13 protein-coding genes, 1 tRNA gene and 1 pseudogene are annotated in these 19,247 nt (G+C 46.8%); 3 read left to right on the top strand and 12 right to left on the bottom strand.

Translation table 11 applies throughout. The annotated features are described in order from the left end of the window. Positions 1 to 193: 193 nt before the first annotated feature. Together ICN15_RS07485 and ICN15_RS07480 are read right to left on the bottom strand one after the other, a co-directional pair. Positions 194 to 505 (bottom strand): cytochrome c, class I, encoded by a 312-nt coding sequence (locus ICN15_RS07485; protein ID WP_216202049.1) that lies wholly within the window; start codon positions 503 to 505, stop codon positions 194 to 196. A gap of 10 nt (positions 506 to 515) precedes the next feature. After that, positions 516 to 1,736 carry a molybdopterin-dependent oxidoreductase gene (locus ICN15_RS07480; protein WP_216202048.1) on the bottom strand — a complete coding sequence of 407 codons (1,221 nt, stop codon included), beginning with the start codon at positions 1,734 to 1,736 and terminating at the stop codon, positions 516 to 518. Between the two features lie 432 nt (positions 1,737 to 2,168). On the opposite strand from ICN15_RS07480, the gene ICN15_RS07475 reads away from it, so the two are divergent. Further along, complete coding sequence (locus tag ICN15_RS07475) at positions 2,169 to 3,605, top strand: carbohydrate porin (RefSeq protein WP_216202047.1); 1,437 nt, start codon at positions 2,169 to 2,171, stop codon at positions 3,603 to 3,605. A gap of 150 nt (positions 3,606 to 3,755) precedes the next feature. On the opposite strand, the gene ICN15_RS07470 is transcribed toward ICN15_RS07475, so the two are convergent. The 8 genes from ICN15_RS07470 to def all read right to left on the bottom strand — a co-directional run bounded on the left by ICN15_RS07470 (position 3,756) and on the right by def (position 12,577). Beyond that, positions 3,756 to 3,831 (bottom strand) — tRNA-Phe (locus ICN15_RS07470). A 52-nt stretch (positions 3,832 to 3,883) separates the two neighbouring features. Beyond that, the gene (locus ICN15_RS07465) at positions 3,884 to 6,085 is read right to left on the bottom strand and encodes an OsmC domain/YcaO domain-containing protein (protein WP_216202096.1); all 2,202 of its coding nucleotides are present in this window, start codon (positions 6,083 to 6,085) and stop codon (positions 3,884 to 3,886) included. A gap of 91 nt (positions 6,086 to 6,176) precedes the next feature. Continuing rightward, positions 6,177 to 6,857: a response regulator gene (locus ICN15_RS07460; protein ID WP_216202046.1), complete on the bottom strand. Its 681-nt coding sequence runs from the start codon at positions 6,855 to 6,857 to the stop codon at positions 6,177 to 6,179. Positions 6,858 to 6,859: 2 nt separating this feature from the next. Further along, positions 6,860 to 9,169 (bottom strand): ATP-binding protein, encoded by a 2,310-nt coding sequence (locus ICN15_RS07455; RefSeq protein ID WP_216202045.1) that lies wholly within the window; start codon positions 9,167 to 9,169, stop codon positions 6,860 to 6,862. Beyond that, entirely contained in the window at positions 9,166 to 9,747 is a 582-nt protein-coding gene (locus tag ICN15_RS07450) for a DUF4390 domain-containing protein (protein WP_216202044.1), read from the bottom strand. Before ICN15_RS07450 ends, ICN15_RS07455 begins: the two co-directional genes overlap by 4 nt. Then, positions 9,744 to 11,057 carry a 16S rRNA (cytosine(967)-C(5))-methyltransferase RsmB gene (gene rsmB, locus ICN15_RS07445; RefSeq protein ID WP_216202043.1) on the bottom strand — a complete coding sequence of 438 codons (1,314 nt, stop codon included), beginning with the start codon at positions 11,055 to 11,057 and terminating at the stop codon, positions 9,744 to 9,746. Before rsmB ends, ICN15_RS07450 begins: the two co-directional genes overlap by 4 nt. Before the next feature lies 1 nt (position 11,058). Beyond that, positions 11,059 to 12,054, bottom strand: coding sequence for a methionyl-tRNA formyltransferase (gene fmt / locus ICN15_RS07440; protein ID WP_216202042.1), 996 nt, complete (start codon positions 12,052 to 12,054; stop codon positions 11,059 to 11,061). A gap of 7 nt (positions 12,055 to 12,061) precedes the next feature. Further along, a complete protein-coding gene (def, locus tag ICN15_RS07435; RefSeq protein ID WP_216202041.1) occupies positions 12,062 to 12,577 on the bottom strand; it encodes a peptide deformylase in 516 nt (171 codons plus the stop codon). A gap of 71 nt (positions 12,578 to 12,648) precedes the next feature. On the opposite strand from def, the gene dprA reads away from it, so the two are divergent. After that, positions 12,649 to 13,347 carry a DNA-processing protein DprA gene (gene dprA, locus ICN15_RS07430; RefSeq protein ID WP_216202040.1) on the top strand — a complete coding sequence of 233 codons (699 nt, stop codon included), beginning with the start codon at positions 12,649 to 12,651 and terminating at the stop codon, positions 13,345 to 13,347. 196 nt (positions 13,348 to 13,543) lie between these two features. Next, on the top strand, positions 13,544 to 16,222 hold the full coding sequence (locus ICN15_RS07425; RefSeq protein WP_370625426.1) for a DNA topoisomerase III: 2,679 nt from the start codon (positions 13,544 to 13,546) through the stop codon (positions 16,220 to 16,222). A gap of 59 nt (positions 16,223 to 16,281) precedes the next feature. Here ICN15_RS07425 and mnmC read toward each other — a convergent pair. Together mnmC and ICN15_RS07420 are read right to left on the bottom strand one after the other, a co-directional pair. Then, positions 16,282 to 17,283, bottom strand: a pseudogene (gene mnmC / locus ICN15_RS10910) (FAD-dependent 5-carboxymethylaminomethyl-2-thiouridine(34) oxidoreductase MnmC); the annotation flags it as partial. A gap of 47 nt (positions 17,284 to 17,330) precedes the next feature. Next, positions 17,331 to 19,196, bottom strand: coding sequence for a phosphoenolpyruvate carboxykinase (GTP) (locus ICN15_RS07420; RefSeq protein ID WP_216202039.1), 1,866 nt, complete (start codon positions 19,194 to 19,196; stop codon positions 17,331 to 17,333). Positions 19,197 to 19,247 lie beyond the last annotated feature (51 nt).

The raw sequence follows: 19,247 nt of genomic DNA, 5'->3' as shown, positions 1-19,247 counted from the left end.
ACCCGCTTAAGACCACCTGACTTTAGAAACTCTTTAACTACCTTTAGCTTGAACTGCTTGCTGTACTTGCTCATAAAACAAAACCCCCTTGGTTGGACATGGTGTCCAACTTTTGGGGGTCAGTTCAGAAGGTGGTTTTATTGTTTCTTGGTGGCCCGGGGCGGAATCGAACCAGGGCGGAGAATGCCGAACCTTATTTTCTATTAGCCCCATAGGTATTATTAAGATAATCAACAATCACCGGAACCTCTTCATCAGTAATCGGCGCCTTGAAGATATTCTTCATCCTTAAAACTTGGGTATTCCAATAGCCAACTCCGGTATTAGGCGGTTGGTATTCTGCGTAGTGAGCAGAGTGACAAGCAGAACATTTTTGTAAGGTCAACTGATAACCTGGCAAATCTGATGGTCTCCATAAAACAGTATCGGCTGGCAACTCAATCGTTTTGGCTTGTGCCATTTGCGCCAAAGCAAGGGCGAATATAAGAAGAATTAATTTTTTCATATTCTTCTCCTTAAACCGCAGTGACCTTGACGGTCTCCACGATATTTCGCATATAACCAGCAGGCATCCAACTTGCGGTCATTGGTTGAACTTGACCGGCATGATTAAAGGCTCTAACCCTTAAGTCCAATGTCCCTTTTTGTGTTGGCGTAAATTCAACTCGCCACTCTCTAAATGAGAAGCGCCCAAGGTCTTGGCCTAATCTTGCCTCTGTCCAATTTTGTCCATTATCTTGGGAGAACAATACTTTCTTTATTCCATAACCAGCATCAAAGGCGATGCCTCTAGCTTGCGCTGGCTTTCCAACCGTAACAACGCTACTGTCTGTAAAGTTGGTAATGAAAGAGCGAATCGTAAATTGATTAATTGGAATGGTTTTGGAAGGAGCAGTTCCAGGTGCAACGCAATTACAGTCATTATCAGGAATGCGATAGGCAGGATTCATCCAATAACCGTTGTAGACATCATCAACCACTTTAATTTCACTTAAGTGCTTGACCCAATATGTGCCATAGTAACCGGGAACAATTAACTTGATTGGATAACCATTTAAGAAGGGGATATCTGTTCCATTCATTTGATAGGCAACCATGACATTACCATCCATCGCATGATCAATATCTAGCCCTTTTACAAAGTCTGAATCGCTTGGCAATACCGGCTGATCTAAGCCATCAAAGGTTACCTGCTTAGCACCGCGCCCAGGATTAGCCGCTTTCAAAATATCTTTTAAGGCAACACCAACCCAAGCGGCATTACCCATAGCACCATTACCTAATTGACCGCCATTGACTCTAGGTTCAAATAAACCACGGCTATTACCCGAGCATTGATTAACCGCAACAATACGTTGGGATGGAAAGTTTTTCTTTAAAGACTCTAGAGAAATCTCTAAAGGCTTTTCTACATTGCCACCCACCTTCAATCTATAGGTATTGGGATCAATTGATGTCGGAATCCCAGCCATGTGATAACGCACAAAGAATTCATCATTTGGCGTAATGACATGATTGTCGTAATACTTAAATGGGGTTTCTAATTGTGGAGGCCTAGAAGTCAACACAATCATGGGCTTCTTTTCAGGAAAGGCCATGAGCTCACGCTCGCCATAGGCAATAGGTAAATTAGTTCTCTCCGCTCCCAAAGCCCAGGATGGTAATAAGGAACTGGCTCCACCAGCCAATGCCGCAGTAATGACCTTACGTCTATTGGTAAAGTTCTCTGAATTCATGGATGTCTCCTCCACAGTATTTTTAAGCACATGTCAGCATAGCTACTTTTATGGAAGCATGCGTTAGTGATTACCCTCAGCACTCTTTAAAAGTGTCGTTTTAAACGACATTTCAAGCAAGGAGCCCAGATGACCGTCGCTTAAATCGACACTTGAACGACGCAGGGATGAATAATTGATTTGTCCTTTTAAAGGACAGTTCATGATAGAGATATCCGGCTGTAATGGCGTCTAACCCTGCCAAGCCCGAAAGAAAAATAGCCCAACAAGTGGGCTATTGAGATTCTTGGTGGTCCGAGATGGAATCGACCAGGGCCGAGGATGTCTGATCCTACTTCTAGACTATCTTTTGAAGATACCTCTAATTGAGAGTCATTCTCAGTTATATGCTAAGATGAGAACAATTCTCATTAAGTATATTTGGCATTTAGGATGTTTTTCTCATTTATTGCTAACCGCACAGCCTTTTGCACTCTTATTAGTGCCCTTTGCTTGGTTGGGCTATCTTTGCCTGTCTATGCCGAGTCCCCCGTAAGTGATGCTCCTATTGTTATCGCTGAATCACCCGTAAGTGACTCACCTAAGGTTGATAGCGCAGTCTCTGTCGACGGAGATACGGAGCAGTGGAGTATTCATGGGCAATCAACTTATATTGTTCAGGAGAAAAATAATTTCAAATCACCTTACTACGGACAAAATAGTCTTCTCAATAAATCTGAAGGCGGTGGTGGCAAGAGCTACACATTAAGTGCCACAGCATTTTTAGGGGCAAGACTTTGGGAAGGAGCTGAAGTTTATTGGAACCCAGAGATGTTTGAGGGAACACCTTTTAATGGACAGCTTGTTGGTCTAGGCGGATTTCAGAATGGCGAGCTACAAAAGGGCTCCTATGCTCCACCAGTCTATTACACCGCTCGAGCCTTTATTCGTCAGACATTTGGTTTAGGTGGAGGCAAAGAGCATATTGAGGGCGGAGCAAATCAACTGGCTGGTAATCTTGATAAGAATAGAATGGTGATTTCCTATGGAAAATTCGCAACATTAGATTTCTTTGATCAAAATAGTTACAGTCACGATCCACGCACTCAGTTTCAAAACTTTGCCCTCTTTTCTATGGGCGCCTACAGCTATGCTGCAGATACCAAAGGTTATACCTATGGTGTTGTAGCGGAATGGTATCAAGACGATTGGATTTTGAAAGCCGCAAGATTGGCGATGCCGACCATTCCGAATACTGCTCAGCTTGATTACAGCTTGACCAAAGACTACGGCAATCAAATTGAATTGACTCATGAACATGAACTATGGGGAAAGCCTGGAGCGATAAGGGCGCTCTACTACCAACAACATGCTTATATGGGCAACTATCAAAATGCGATTAATCAAGGCCAGGCAACCAACAGCACACCCGATATCACTAATGTGCGTAAAGCGGCCCAAAGCTCATGGGGCTATGGTTTAAATATTGAACAAGCCATTAATGATGATGTTGGGATTTTTGGTCGCTGGAGCTGGAACCCAGGCACTACAGAAACGCAAACTGTAGATATCAGCAGATCCTTATCTGGCGGTTTGAGCATCAAGGGCTCTAGTTGGTCGCGGCCCAATGATACTGTTGGCATCGGTTGTGCGATTAATGGAATTGCGTCAGCGCAAATTACCTACCTACAACAAGGTGGTATGGCATCCTTTATTGGTGATGGTGCGCTTAGCTATAAGAAAGAACAAATATTGGAAACTTATTACAGCGCAAAAGTTTATAAAGAGTTATTCATTTCCGCTGACTACCAACGCATTGCCAATCCAGCGTATAACTCTGCCCGAGGCCCAGTCAATTTCTTTGGATTAAGAGCCCATATAGAGATGTAATGTCGTTTTAAACGACATGGCCGATACAGGGATGAAAAATTGATTTGTCCTTTAAAAGGACGGTCCATGATGGGGCCATCCGAGACTAATGGTGGCTAAGCCTGCCAGCCATAAAAGAAAATAGCCCAACAAGTAGGCTATTGAGATTCTTGGTGGCCCGGGGCGGAATCGAACCACCGACACAAGGATTTTCAATCCTCTGCTCTACCGACTGAGCTACCAGGCCAAGAGATGGAATTATAGATGAAACTGTGTTTTAGTCCTGAAAACTGTAAATCCTATGTGGACGGGGATGTTTTGGCTCGAGCTGCATGCAATTTTCTATAACTATCGAGCAAGCGTTGGTGCCTATCTAGTCCCTCTAGCTTGATGCCAGTTGGAGTTAATCCATAGAATCGGGTACCCCCTTCCACAGATCCGATTACAGCATCCATCCGCTCGTTGCCAAACATCCGGCGGAAATTAACTACATAATCATTAAGCTTTAAGTCATCATTTAACTCAATTTCTAGAACCGCATTTAGGGCTTGATAAAATAATTTGCGCTCAACGGTGTTGTCGTTATATTGAAGAAAAGCCTCTACCAAGTCATGTGCCTCATCAAACCGCTTTAGGGCAAGATAAATTAGTAACTTGAGCTCCAAAACGGTTAGCTGACCCCACGGCGTATTCTCATCAAATTCGATGCCGATCAAAGTAGCAATATCACCATACTCGTCTAACTCGTTGTTCTCCAAACGGTCTAGCAGTCCACTAAGGCTGAGCTCATCTAGAGAGAAGATATTCAAAATATCATTGCGGAACAAAAGCGCCTTATTCGTGTTATCCCAAATAAGATCTTCTATCGGGTACACCTCAGAATAGCCCGGCACTAAGATTCTGCATGCGATCGCCCCTAACTGATCATGCACTGCGACATAGGCTTCTTTGCCCATTGTCTTGAGAATGCCAAACAAGGTTGTTGCTTCCTGCGTATTGGAATCTATGCCTTTGCCAGAAAAGTCCCACTCAACAAAATCATAATCCGATTTTGTGCTGAAAAAACGCCAGGAGACAATCCCGCTTGAATCAATGAAGTGTTCAACAAAGTTATTTGGTTCAGTCACTGCCTCACTTGCAAAAGTTGGCGGGGGTAAGTCATTCAACCCCTCAAAACTACGGCCCTGTAAAAGCTCCGTCAAACTTCGCTCTAATGCGACTTCTAGACTAGGATGTGCGCCGAAAGAAGCAAACACGCCACCTGTTCGGGGATTCATCAAGGTAACGCACATCACCGGATAGATGCCGCCCAGAGAGGCATCCTTCACCAAGACTGGAAAGCCCTGCTCTTCTAGGCCACGAATGCCAGCAAGAATATCAGGGTATTTTGCAAGCACTTCCTGCGGCACATCTGGCAAAGCAATTTCACCCTCGAGAATTTCTCGCTTTACTGCCCGCTCGAAAATCTCTGATAAGCATTGCACCTGTGCCTCAGCCAATGTATTACCGGCGCTCATGCCATTACTAACGTACAGATTTTCAATGAGGTTGGAGGGAAAATAAACTGTCTCGCCGTCTGACTGGCGTACATAGGGCAATGAACAGATACCTCGCTCCGAATTACCAGAATTGGTATCTATCAAATGTGAGCTGCGCAACTCACCATCAGGGTTGTAAATTTTTCGACAGTGCTCGTCTAGTATTTCTGCTGGTAGCGAATCTTTAATGCCGGGCTTAAACCAGCGCTCATTTGGATAATGAACAAAATCGCTGTTAGCAATATCTTCTCCCCAAAATGCACCAGCATAAAAATGGTTGTTACTCAGTCTCTCAATGTACTCACCTAAGGCCGATGCTAATGCACTTTCCTTCGTAGAGCCCTTGCCGTTGGTAAAGCACATGGGCGAATGCGCATCACGGATATGCAAGGACCACACATTTGGAATAATGTTGCGCCATGAAGCAATCTCGATCTTCATTCCTAAGCTGGCTAGGATGCCAGACATATTGGCAATCGTTTGCTCCAAGGGCAGATCTTTACCGGCGATAAAAGTATTAGTGCCGGAGTCTGACCTTAAGGCCAAAAGAGATTGTGCATCTGCATCCAAGCTCTTTACCTCTTCGATGACAAACTCTGGTCCAGCTTGCACCACTTTTTTAACTGTGCAACGTTCAATTGAGCGCAAAATTCCCTGGCGATCATTGGCAGAGATATCCTCTGGCAGCTCTACTTGAATCTTAAAAATCTGTTGGTAGCGGTTTTCTGGATCAACTATATTGTTTTGCGAGAGTCGAATATTCTCAGTGGGAATATTGCGTGTATCGCAATACAACTTCACAAAATAGGCCGCACACAAGGCGGATGAGGCTAAAAAGTAATCGAAGGGGCCTGGGGCTGAACCATCACCCTTATATCGAATCGGCTGGTCAGAAATCACGGTGAAGTCGTCAAACTTGGCTTCAAGACGATACTTATCGAGAAAGTTAACCTTAATTTCCATGGGAATTCCGAGAGTAATGTAGGCGCTATTATCCGTCGCCACGACGATACTGCTTACTAGTTATTGCTTCTACACTAGCGCAAAGTATCTATTACTCCGCTTTATTGCGCGAAGTGTCAATTCCTAAGGCTTTGAGTTTGCGGTAGAGGTGGGTTCGTTCGAGACCAGTGTATTCAGAGATTTTAGTCATACTGCCGCCCATAATGATCATTTGATGCTCAAAGTAGGCCTTCTCAAATAGATCTCTAGCCTCTCTGAGCGGCAAGTCAAAATAGGTTTTTGCAATACCGCTAATGTACACGCCATCAAGAGCTTGCGAGGCCTGCTCGCTGACTGCCGCCCTAGGACTTGGGCTAGATGATGAAGACGTTAGTGATACTTTTTCTTCTGCGGGCTCCACATACTTGGGCGAACTCTCCAGAGCTTTGGAAACCGTTTTCAGCAGCTTTTGGAGTGCAATTGGCTTTTCTAAAAAGTTAAGCGCGCCAATGCGGGTAGCCTCAACCGCTGTATCAATCGTGGCATGTCCAGACATCATGACTACAGGCATGGTGAGCTGACCCGTCTTTGACCACTCTTTTAACAAGGTAATGCCATCAACGTCTGGCATCCAAATATCGAGCAAGACCAGGTCTGGGCGCATTTGTTCACGAATGGTGCGCGCCTGCATTGCGCTCTCGGCGGCATAAACAGTATGGCCTTCATCCGTCAGAATCTCATTGAGAAGCTCGCGGATTCCCATCTCATCGTCGACCACCAAAATACTTGCCATTCTTACGCAGCCTCTTTTGCCAGATTCATAAATAAAATTGATACCTTTGCGCCAACTACTGTATCGCCCTGCATACGATTTCGGACCTCAATTTTAGCCCCGTGATCATCTACGATTTTCTTTACTACCGCCAAACCTAATCCGGTACCCTTGCTCTTGGTTGTGACATACGGCTCAAATGCTCTTGCCAATATCTTAGCTGGAAATCCTGAACCACTATCACTTATTGTTAAACGCACTGCATTTTGTGCAATGCCATTTAGCTCACCATAAGGCACTAATTCTGTTTTTACCTCAACCGGTTCGGCTTGATGCTCGCCCTCGAGAGTAGCATCTTGCGCATTTTGTAAAAGATTGTGAATAACCTGTCTTAGTTGCGTAGAGTCGCCCAAAATGTTTGGGCACTGCGGGTCTAGGCGGGTTTTTAAAGGACTGCCCTCGTATAAACCCAGGATCTCTTGCGTCAAAGCATTGATCGAAACCGATTTCAGTTGTGGACTCGGTGTTTTTGCAAAATCCCTAAAATCATTCACCATTTCTTTCATAGCCTGAACTTGGGCGATGATTGTTTCCGTACTGCGATTCATCATTTCTTCCTGCTCAGGACTCAATTTACCGGCTAATTTGTGCTGTAACCTCTCGGCAGATAGCTGTATTGGGGTTAGCGGATTCTTAATCTCATGTGCTAAACGTCTGGCCACTTCACTCCATGCAATCGATCTCTGGGCGCTCACCACATCGGTAATGTCATCAAATACCACCATTCGTAAGTCTGAAGTCAGCTCAGTTCCACGAACAAACAAAGTGACGCCGGGCTCATTTTCGAACTCGTTTGTAGTATGGAGTTGAATTTGCTTTTGCCATACTGGCACTGATTTAGTATCGTTCACGTCTGATTGACCGCCATCTGCCCCAACCGCTAACTTCATTGTTGCGAAGCCATCTTTAATGGCCTGCTCAAACTCAACCAGACTAGGGCTATCGCTTAAGGGGCGGCCATCTATTTGCATCAGATCTTGCCCGAAGATTCTGTCAGCTCCCGCATTGCTGGAAACGACATTGAAATTTTTATCAAAAATACAGACGCCCGCCGTTAAGCTCCCCAATACAGTTTCTAAAAATGATTTAGATTCTTGCAAGGAGGTCCTAGTGTCAGCAAGCTGACGTGTCATCACATTAAATTGTCGAGTTAACAACCCGAGCTCGTCGCCAGTATCTAGCTCTGGCTTAGGAGACAGGTCTCCTTGAGCAACTGCTTGCGTTCCCTTTAAAAGCATTAAAAGCGGTCTAGCGAGCTGACGCCCCAGTATTAAAGCTAAAGTTACCGCAACAAATAGTGCGAAAAACAAAGTCAATGTCAGCGTACCCACAAACATCTTACGCAAACCGGTGCGTCCCAATGATTTCTCTTGGTAATCGCTGTAGGCAGACTCAACCGCATCAATGTTTTTAGCTAACGGAGTTGGGATATAGCGCACTAACTGCAAAACATATTTATCATCCCCACCTTTGCTGGTATCGAGCTTGCCCTGGATTGGTCTTTTTCTCACAATGGGCACAATGGCTCTCACTCGATAACCACGTTGTCCATTCTCCAGCTCGATTTGATCAAGAAAGGTAGATCCTTTATTTTTAAACGCTTCCGCAATAGCGTCGGCGCTAGGTGCTGGAAAATATTTTTTAGGCCTTGGCTCACTGGTAAAGATCATGTTGCGCTGGATACTAAATAGGCTCAACTCCTGAATACCAAATTGATTGCGAATTTTCATCGCCATGGCGCCAACCTGATCGGAACTTGTGCCTGGCGGAACTTGAATAATTTGCTCGGCAATAAAATTGCCCTCGGACAAAATTTCTTCTTGAGCAACCCGCAATGTCACGCGCCCCAACTCCAGACCAGACTCTAAAGCCGACTCGACTTTGACATCAAACCAAGTTTCAATACTACGAGATACGAACTGCAAAGAGACACCATACAAAATTAATCCTGGCACCACACCCACTAAAGCAAAAATCATGGCTAGCTTGGCAATTAAGCGGGTGCCAAACCGCCCCTTACGCCAACGAATCGCAATCGCAATCACCAAGCCTAGAATAACTAAAGTGAGACAGACTCCAATAATGATATTGGCCGCATAGAGCCAAATAAAATAATTGTCAAAAAACTCAGTATTAGAAGATGCAATGGATAATAGCGCCAGCAGCAAAAGCGCAAAGGCGCCAATCACTGACATTGCTATTGGAAGTGCGCGTCTTTTCCAGGCGCTTTTTTCAAAAGCATTAGACCCAATGAAGTCTAAAGAGAGCTTCATCGCTTAACCAAGTTCGTTCCAGTGGGTGCAAATGGAAACCGCAACCAATCGCTAGAGACATTCCAGTCACGATTATTTAAGGCATTTACTTGAAACGGCTTAGGAAGCTTGCTCAAATCCAGAGTCATCCTTAACGCCGCGGTATAGGACTTGCTTGGATCTATTTGGTTGTTATCAATCACTCGCCAGCCGCCAATACTACCAACCGTTTGCAGGGCCTCAAAGAGGGTTTTGGACGAAAAGGTAAAGCCTTCAGAGGCGATGCGATATTGCTGAGTCATGGGTTGATAAGACAGGCGCGTTTGTCTTAAGGCAAGGGCAGGCTTTTCGTCAAACCAATACCAGCGCGAACGGGTTAAATCAAACTCCGTCTGAAAATATAAGACGACGCCTTTTTGAAGCGCATCCTCTAAGCCAGGCGTTAATTCAATCTGAAACGTGGCGTTTAATAGCCAATCGTTATCCACCCGCTCTAACTCGGCGGATTTAATCTTGATGCCCTCTGCATTTGCTGCCGCTGAAAATAAATTGAGCGCCAACAAACTACAGAGCATGAATTGTTTAATACCTTGGCTCATGACCCATTTTTCTCAAACAAAGCATAGTAAAAACCATCATTGAGCTCGGCTGGCAAAATTTGTCCGGGCGCGCTCAATCGTAATGCATCAGCATGCACTGTAGCAAACCAAGCCGCCTGATCCTTACCCTCCTCCGGAAATATTGAACAGGTGACATATAAAAGCGCTCCTCCTGGCTTGAGCATCTTCCAGGCCTGCTCCAAGATGGCCTGTTGCCTCAACTGCAGGGCCTTAATATCTGCTTCGCGCCGCAAAAAAGGAATGTCAGGGTGTCTTGCAACAATGCCCGAAGCCGAGCAAGGGGCATCCAACAAGATTTTGTCAAATAACTTGCCATCCCACCAAGTGGCCTTCGATGCATCCCCACGCACCACCTGGACGGCATCAGATTGAAGTCGCAACCGATCTAAGTTGCCGCCAATCTTGCCAAGCCGCTCTCCATCTAACTCCAAGGCAATCATTTCGCATGAGGCAAGCTCTAATAGATGAGCAGTTTTTCCACCAGGTGCCGCACATGCGTCTAAGACACGCTCACCTGGCTTTGGGTTCAGCAATGCTGCGGCAATCTGGGCGCCCGCATCCTGCACAGACACTGCGCCACTATAAAAGCCGGGTAGTTCTGATACTGGCACAGGTTCGCGCAAGAGCAATGCAGAATCTAGTGAGATGCCAGCAAGCTCGTAGATAGGCTCAGCATTAATACCCGCTTGTTGCAGCAAATCTTGATACTCCTGACGCGTATGCTGCTGGGCATTCACACGCAGAATCAAGGGTGCCCGCTGCCCCTGTTGAATCAGCATTGCCTGCCAAACTTTTGAGTAGTTTCGCTTTAGGCTGGCCCGCCACCAAGGCGGAAAAAACATTGGGATAGGATCTGGGGGGTACGGTTTTTCATTCTCAGCCTGAATCGCTAGACTTACCTTACGCAGCACTGCGTTCACTAAGCCTTTGGCATACATCGTTGGCTCATATTCACTACAGGCTTTTACAGCCTGATCAACAATCGTATGCGCAGCGTAACCTTTGCCCTCTGATCCACCCTGCAGAAACAAGGCAATAGCAACACTCAATACATACTCCACTTCTGGTGGTGGAGCCTTAGGGATGAATTGTTTGATCAGGTCGTGAGACCTTACCCACTTTCGCAGTGCATCAAAAGTTAAGCTCTGCACAATGGGCCGCTCATGCGCATCCAATTGCTCCAAGACTTCTGTGAGAGATCGACCGGCCATCACCTCGCCAATGGCTTGCGCAGAAATCGTAATCGCCTCCGATAGTGGAAGACTGCGCGATGTTTTTTGATCGGTCAAATTAAGCTTTCTTAAACTGCATGATTTTTTCTTCCGCACGATGAGTCTGTAGGCAGGCGCTTGCACTAGTCTTTTTCCCGCCCGGTTTTTGCATCTCTAGAATTTCGATGACGCCATCACCACACTGAACATAGACGCCATCTTCACTAAGCCCCAAAACTTGTCCGGGGCTTAGGGCTTGATCTGTCCACTCCTTGCCTGGCAAACAAGAGTTCCAAAACTTCAGCTGTTCACCATTGAGACTGCTCGTAGATCCAGGAAATGGATTGAAGGCACGAATACGTCGATCGATTTCAGGCGCGCTTAACTGCCAATCAATCTCCGCCTCATTCTTTAATATTTTTTCAGCATACGTAATGCCTTCTTCAGGCTGTGAGGTTCTGGTAACGCCAGCGCCTTGATCCATTTCACTTAAGGTCTTCACCATCAACTCCGCCCCTAAAGTAGCCAAACGATCATGCAGTGATGCACTGGTCTCTTGCGGGGCAATCGTGAGTTCTCCTACTAAAACAATATCCCCAGTATCTAGGCCGGCATCCATCTGCATGATGCTGACGCCTGTCACATCATCACCCCTCTCAATAGCGCGTTGAATCGGCGCAGCCCCACGCCACCTAGGCAATAAGGAGGCATGAATATTGAAGCAGCCATGTCGCCCTTTTTGAGATGCAAGGTCTAGAATATCTTGCGGAAGAATTAAGCCGTAGGCCACTACCACCATTGCATCAAAATCAATACTTGATAGATGTTGATACGCTGCTTGAGCAGCAGATCTTTTTTGTAAATCATGATGCCCTTGCTTCAAGGTCTCTGGCTGTAGTACGGGAATACTTTTTTCTTGTGCAAATCGCTTTACAGGACTTGCTTGAAGATGCATCCCCCGACCCGCACGACGATCTGGTTGCGTTAGCGCTAAAACAATGTGATGGCCAGCCTGATCTATTGCGCGCATTGCTTGTGCGGCGAACTCCGGAGTGCCTGCAAAAACAATTTTCATTGGGCGCTTAGCGCTGTCCTACTAATTCTTTAGCGCGCTTTTTCATTTTGAGAGAGATGCGGGTGCGCTTCAGCATGGAGAGGTATTCAACAAACACCTTGCCTTGCAGGTGATCCATCTCGTGCTGCAAGCATACCGACAGCAGTCCATCTGCCTCTACTTCGAATTCTTTACCATGGATATCGAGCGCCTTCACTCGAACAACGGCGGGACGATCAACCTCATCGTAATACTCGGGCACCGAGAGACATCCTTCACGCCAAGATTTTTTTTCTGGGCTTACCCAAACCAACTCTGGATTGATAAAAACCTGTAGCGCATTCTGATTCTCTGAAACGTCAATCACGACTATCCGCTCATGGATATCAACCTGAGTGGCAGCAAGGCCAACCCCCGGCGCCTCATACATGGTCTCAGCCATATCGGCCACAATTTTTTTAATGCGCGCATCCACCTGCGCTACAGGTTTAGCTACCTTATGCAGGCGCGGATCTGGATAACAAAGGACGGTTAATAAAGCCATATCGGAATTATCCAACAGAGTAATCAGGCTGTCCCGATAGTAATAGCCAGCCCTATGCTGAAAATTGCTTTATGCCAATTCCCAAAAGCACAAACATCGCCCTTATTCAGCGAAATAATCCCTACTATCCAACTCGCCTGCTGGATTTATGTGACCCGCCCAATTCCCTCTATATATACGGGGATATTAATTTACTTAGCTTACCCATGCTCGCTATTGTTGGATCGCGCGCGGCCAGCCCAGCGGGGATCAAAAATGCCTATTTTTTTGCACGGGCGCTGTCTAAGGCAGGATATTTAGTAGTTTCTGGGTTGGCCCGAGGCATCGACGGGGCGGCCCATTGGGGGGCGCTTGGATCAAAGCGGGAGCATCCAACTCTGGCTGTTTGCGGGACTGGACTTGACATCGTATACCCGCGTGAACACCTCGGTCTAGCCTGCGCCATTGGGAGACGGGGGCTCTTAATCTCAGAACTAGCACCAGGCCTCGGCCCGAAAGCCCATCATTTCCCACGCCGAAATCGCATCATTGCTGCACTTTCCCTGGGAATCCTGGTGATTGAGGCGGCCGAGCGATCTGGCTCGCTCATCACAGCAAGGCTAGGTTGTGAGCTTGGACGCGAGGTATTTGCCATTCCTGGGTCAATCCACAACCCACTTTCTAGAGGCTGCCATCAACTACTTCAGCAAGGTGCCAAACTTGTCCAATCTCCGGAAGATATTCTTGAGGAACTGCCAAAGTGGCCAAAAAACCACTTTAAGGCCTTTTAAAGCGCTGTTTTGGCAAAACGAAGTCGGTTAATAAGCTCAGAAAGAGGCGCCCAAAATGGGGTTTTTGGACTTTTGTCAATTTATCGGTTAATAATAAAAAAGGGATGTGAGAGGGACTAGGCTGGGTTTAGGTTTAAATTAGTCCTGCATTTTCCCTCTATAAACATCATTTCAAGTTCAAATTTAGGCAAAACGCGTGGCAACTAAAGCATCTACTAAAAAAAGCAGTCCAAAGACCTCGGCAGCGGATCACCCCAAGACACTGATCATTGCGGAAAAACCTTCCGTTGCCAATGACATTGCTAAAGCGCTGGGTGGTTTTACTAAATATGAAGACTATTTCGAAAGCGATGACTTTGTACTCTCTTCAGCGGTTGGTCACCTATTAGAAATTGCAGCCCCTGAAGAGTTTGATGTCAAACGCGGCAAGTGGTCTTTTGCCAATCTACCGGTTGTACCCCCCTATTTTGATTTACGCCCGATCGCTAAAACGGAGTCGCGGCTCAAGGTGCTGCAAAAACTCATTAAGCGCAAAGATGTCAACGAACTTATTAATGCGTGTGATGCTGGTCGTGAAGGCGAGCTAATCTTCCGCTTGATTGCGCAGCATGCAAAAGCGCCACAGGCTGTTAAGCGCCTTTGGCTACAGTCGATGACGCCTGCAGCGATTCGTGATGGCTTTGCTTCGCTACGTAGCGATAGCGATATGCAGCCCCTAGCTGATGCTGCTCGTTGCCGCTCTGAGGCAGATTGGCTCGTTGGCATCAATGGCACGCGTGCCATGACCGCATTCAATAGTAAAAGTGGGGGGTTCTTTCTGACGACCGTAGGTCGAGTACAGACACCAACTTTATCGATCGTAGTTGAACGCGAAGAGTTGATCCGTAAATTTATTTCTAAAGACTACTGGGAAGTGAAAGCGGAATTCATTGCTGCTGCCGGAGTTTATGAGGGCCGTTGGTTTGATCCTAAGTTTAAAAAAGATGCTGCCACTCCCGATGCCCGCGAGAATCGCCTTTGGAGCGAGGCTGCGGCTCAAAGCATTGTCGCTGCCTGCCGCGACAAAAAAGCGAGTGTTAGAGAAGAGGCAAAACCAGCCACTCAACTTGCGCCCCAGCTGTTTGATTTAACCAGCCTCCAGCGCGAGGCGAATGCCCGCTTTGGCTTCTCTGCTAAAAATACTTTGGGCCTGGCCCAGGCGCTTTACGAACGACACAAGGTGCTGACCTATCCACGTACTGATGCCAAGGCTTTGCCTGAAGATTATTTAGATACCGTTAAGCAGACCATGGAAAATCTAGCGGAGCACTCGCAAGAATATCGGCCTTTCGCGAAACAAATTTTGCAGGGCGACCCGAAAGATTCAAAGGCTAAAGCAGGCTATGGTTGGATTAAGCCTAACAAACGTATTTTTGATAACTCAAAAATATCCGATCACTTTGCAATCATTCCTACCTTAGAGTCGCCTAAGACTCTGAGCGAGCCAGAGCAAAAACTATATGACTTAGTCGTGCGTCGCTTCTTGGCAGTGTTTTATCCTGCCGCTGAGTTCCGCGTCACTACTCGCATAACCGAAGCGTCGGGGCATCACTTCAAAACTGAAGGTCGTGTTCTGGTTACTCCAGGCTGGCTAACGGTATATGGCAGATCGAATCAGGCAGACGATGAATTGGTGGCTGTGCAAGAAGGTGAAATCGTCCAAAATGAAACCATCACTTCCGTCCCATTAAAAACTAAGCCGCCGGCTCGCTACACCGAGGCCACATTATTGTCTGCAATGGAGAGCGCAGGCAAATGGGTTGATGATGATGACATGCGTGAAGCCATGGCGGAGAAGGGCCTGGGAACGCCAGCAACTCGTGCCGCGATTATTGAAGGATTGTTAGCAGAGCGCTATATGGTTCGCGAAGCACGAGAGCTTATTCCAACGGCTAAAGCATTCCAACTCATGACACTCTTGCGCGGGCTCGATGTTGAAGAACTCACCAGACCCGATCTCACGGGCAACTGGGAAAATAAACTCTCGCTGATTGAGCGTGGCGAGATGAACCGCGACACCTTCATGCAAGAAATTGCACAGATGACTCAGCGGATTGTGAAGCGCGCCAAAGAATATGACAGCGATACCATTCCAGGTGACTATGCCATCATGTCTACACCATGTCCACATTGTAAGGGTTCTGTTAAAGAGAACTACCGTCGCTTTGCTTGTGAGAAGTGCGGCTTTACGATTAGCAAAACTCCGGGTGGACGCGCATTTGAATATCCAGAGGTTGAAGAGCTGCTGCGTGAAAAAACGATTGGGCCATTGCAGGGATTCCGCAGCAAAATAGGTAGGCCGTTTGCAGCGATTATTAAGTTGAGCGAGATTCCTGAAGATGATGCCGATTATCCAAACGCAGGATTCAAATTAGAGTTTGATTTTGGCAACTCTCAAGAAGATGAGTCAGAGGCCATCGACTTTACTGGTCGCCAAGCTTTAGGTGCTTGTCCAAAGTGCTCGGGTGCCGTGTATGAGGATGGCATGCGCTACTTGTGCGAGAACAATACCGGGCCAAATAAATCCTGTGATTTCAAAACAGGTAAAGTGGTTTTACAGCAAGAAATTTCAGTGGAACAAGTACAAAAACTTCTTACGGAAGGTAAGACTGATTTGTTAACAAACTTTAAGTCCAATCGGACTGGCCGTGGATTTAAGGCTTACTTAGCATTGGGCGCTGAGGGCAAGATTGGTTTTGAATTTGAAGCTAAGGCGCCTAAGGCCGGAGCTGCTGCCAAGGTACCAGCAAAGAAACGCGCAGGAGCAAGTGCAGCGACCAAGTCTGCCGCAAAACCGAAGCGTGCTAGTAAAGCAAAATCGTCCTCTAGCACTTGAGCTGTAATCAACTTGGCTGCTAGAGCCGACCAAAGCGCCCCTCTTGATCCTAGGGCTGTAGCCAAATAAATTCCGGGGCGCTGTGTCAGTGCCCCGACGATGGGCAAGCGATCCCCTGCCACACAGCGCACACCTACAAAGCTTCCGGCCCCGTGAAGTTGACTTATGTCACCCTGCACATAATTCAACAAACCCTTTGCTTGCTCACGGTTAAGGTCATCGCTCGAAGCCCAATCGTGGGGGTCGGTTTCACCCTCATCAAAACTGGAGCCGACGATCCATTCATAACCACCTTCTGGCAACCTCTTTGCTGGCAAGCAATAGCCATCGCCTGAAATCGCTGTTCTTGGGAGTTGAGATGCCCAGGCATCATTTTCGCCAATGGAAAAAATACTCAATTGCCCGCGCACAGGCCTTAATGGAAGCTTGACATCCATACTCGCAGCCAATGTTTTGGTTTCCAGCGCTGCAGCAATAATGACTTTGCCGGCAGTCATGCTGATCTCGTTTTGATGATTCAATAATTGCCAGGCTGCGCCCTTCTTTTCTAATCGGGCTATAGAAGTATTCCAGCAACAGGTCAAATGTGGATGGGGCTTTAATGCATTGTTGGTTGCTTCTGATAAGTTCAATGATGCACCCCGTGGAAGCCAAACTCCATCCTGAGCAACTCCACAAATCTCTTTTGCCTCTTGCGCAAATAGTGCTTGAGCCATTGCTTCATCTAATTCAAGGGTTCGTAAATGGGCATTGACTTCATCACGAATAAAATGGCGATCTTTTTTTGCTGGCTGAAATATGCCGTGCTGATTCCAGATCGACCCCCAGCGCGCTTCTGCCATCAAAAAGGCAATACGAGTTAGGCGCAATAACCGGGGAGCACCTCGACCAATATGTGGGTGAGCAATAGCATGTGCATGACTAGAACATGCACTAGCAGGAAAGGGGGCAGAGTCGACAATACAAACAGCCTGACCGCGTGCTAACAACTCATTGGTGATAGTTGCACCAGCAATGCCCGCCCCAATCACCACGAGGTCATGGTGTTGGGGTGAAGTCATTAAATAATCGGGGCCTTAAAAAAGCTTCTTCAACCTCTAGGAAGTGCCTAGGCGTTTAAGCGCTTCTCGATTTTGCTACGGGCTTCAATCAACTCTTTAGGTAAGCGCTCACCCAAATGCTCAAATAACTCAGTATGCAGTTTGAGCTCATTCTTCCAGTCACCAATAGACACGGAAATCGCTTTCTCAAATTTTTCTGCTGAGTAGTCAAGACCATCCCATTGCATATCAGCGTATTCAGGGCAAATACCAAACGCCGTTTCTACACCTTTAGCTTTGCCTTCAACGCGGTCCAAAACCCAAGACAGGACGCGCATATTTTCACCAAAGCCAGGCCACATAAATTTCCCACTTTCATCCTTGCGGAACCAGTTCACGCAATAGATTTTAGGCAATACCGCGCCCTCAGCTGCAAGCTTATTCCCAATGTTGAGCCAGTGCCGGAAGTAATCACTCATGTTGTAACCAGCAAATGCAATCATTGCGAATGGATCACGACGAACCACACCAACCTGACCAGTAATAGCGGCAGTAGTTTCAGAGCCCATCGTTGCTGCCATGTAAACACCCTCTACCCAATCTCGCGCTTCGCTTACCAAAGGCACTGTGTTTGAGCGACGACCACCGAACAAGAATGCGTCGATCGCTACACCCTCTGGATCATCCCAATGAGAATCAACCGCAGGGTTGTTTGTCGCAGCTACAGTAAAGCGTGAATTCGGATGTGCGGCCTTGCGTCCAGCAGCACCATCAGCAGGCGTCCAATCCTTGCCTTGCCAATCAATTAAGTGCGCTGGTGGAGTATCAGTCAATCCTTCCCACCAAACATCGCCATCATCCGTTAAACCAACATTAGTAAAAATCACGTCTTGGTTCAAGGAGTCCAGGCAATTAGGATTCGTTTGACGATTGGTGCCAGGAGCAACACCAAAGTAGCCTGACTCTGGATTAATCGCAAACAAGCGTGTCTTGCCAGTAACGGCGTCTTTACGTGGCTTGATCCAGGCAATGTCATCACCCACCGTGGTGACCTTCCAACCCTCAAATCCTTTTGGGGGAATCATCATAGAGAAGTTGGTTTTACCGCAGGCCGATGGGAATGCGGCTGCGATATGGTATTTCTTGCCTTCTGGCGACGTGACTCCCAAGATCAACATATGCTCTGCTAACCAACCTTGGTCACGACCCATGTTCGATGCAATGCGCAAAGCAAAGCATTTTTTGCCCAGCAAAGCATTGCCTCCGTAGCCGGATCCAAAAGACCAAATCTCACGGGTTTCTGGATAGTGAACAATGTATTTTGTTTTGTTGTTGGGCCAAAGCATATCTTTTTCGCCAACCGTCAAAGGCTTGCCAACACTGTGGATGCAAGGGACAAATTTGCCAGTGGCGCCTAGCTGATCAATCACTGCCTTCCCCATGCGAGTCATCAAACGCATATTGATGGCAACATAAGGACTATCGGACAACTCCACTCCAATGTGGGCGATTGGTGAGCCAATGGGGCCCATGGAGAAAGGCACAACATACATTGTTCGGCCGCGCATAGATCCGTCAAACAAAGGATTTAGGGTGGCACGCATTTCGTTTGGCTCAACCCAATTATTGGTGGGGCCAGCATCTTCTTTTTTTGTGGAGCAAATAAAAGTGCGATCCTCAACGCGCGCGACATCATCCGGATCAGATAGCGCCAAGAAAGCATTTTTACGTTTAGCTGGATTGAGGCGCTTAAAAACACCTTTACTAACTAGAAGCTCACACAATTGATCGTATTCAGATTGAGACCCGTCACACCAGTGGATCTTGTCTGGCTTAGTTAAGGTCGCTACTTCAGCGACCCACTGAATCAATTGTTGATTTTTTACATAATCTGGCCCAATGACATTCATTTGCGCATTGATACTGGTGGTCATGAGATTCCTAGAGTAAATAATATATTCGAGCAAATGATTTTAGCATTTTGA

Origin of the sequence: Polynucleobacter sp. CS-Odin-A6, from assembly GCF_018882095.1 — a bacterium.
Lineage (GTDB): Bacteria > Pseudomonadota > Gammaproteobacteria > Burkholderiales > Burkholderiaceae > Polynucleobacter.
This window is presented reverse-complemented; position numbering and strand designations above follow the sequence as displayed.

Bases quoted from the DNA above. Each gene is read 5' to 3' on its own strand.
- ICN15_RS07485 (WP_216202049.1), bottom strand. From the start codon at position 505: ATGAAAAAATTAATTCTTCTTATATTCGCCCTTGCTTTGGCGCAAATG.
- ICN15_RS07480 (WP_216202048.1), bottom strand. From the start codon at position 1,736: ATGAATTCAGAGAACTTTACCAATAGACGTAAGGTCATTACTGCGGCA.
- ICN15_RS07475 (WP_216202047.1), top strand. From the start codon at position 2,169: ATGTTTTTCTCATTTATTGCTAACCGCACAGCCTTTTGCACTCTTATT.
- ICN15_RS07465 (WP_216202096.1), bottom strand. From the start codon at position 6,085: ATGGAAATTAAGGTTAACTTTCTCGATAAGTATCGTCTTGAAGCCAAG.
- ICN15_RS07460 (WP_216202046.1), bottom strand. From the start codon at position 6,857: ATGGCAAGTATTTTGGTGGTCGACGATGAGATGGGAATCCGCGAGCTT.
- ICN15_RS07455 (WP_216202045.1), bottom strand. From the start codon at position 9,169: ATGAAGCTCTCTTTAGACTTCATTGGGTCTAATGCTTTTGAAAAAAGC.
- ICN15_RS07450 (WP_216202044.1), bottom strand. From the start codon at position 9,747: ATGAGCCAAGGTATTAAACAATTCATGCTCTGTAGTTTGTTGGCGCTC.
- fmt (WP_216202042.1), bottom strand. From the start codon at position 12,054: ATGAAAATTGTTTTTGCAGGCACTCCGGAGTTCGCCGCACAAGCAATG.
- def (WP_216202041.1), bottom strand. From the start codon at position 12,577: ATGGCTTTATTAACCGTCCTTTGTTATCCAGATCCGCGCCTGCATAAG.
- dprA (WP_216202040.1), top strand. From the start codon at position 12,649: ATGCCAATTCCCAAAAGCACAAACATCGCCCTTATTCAGCGAAATAAT.
- ICN15_RS07420 (WP_216202039.1), bottom strand. From the start codon at position 19,196: ATGACCACCAGTATCAATGCGCAAATGAATGTCATTGGGCCAGATTAT.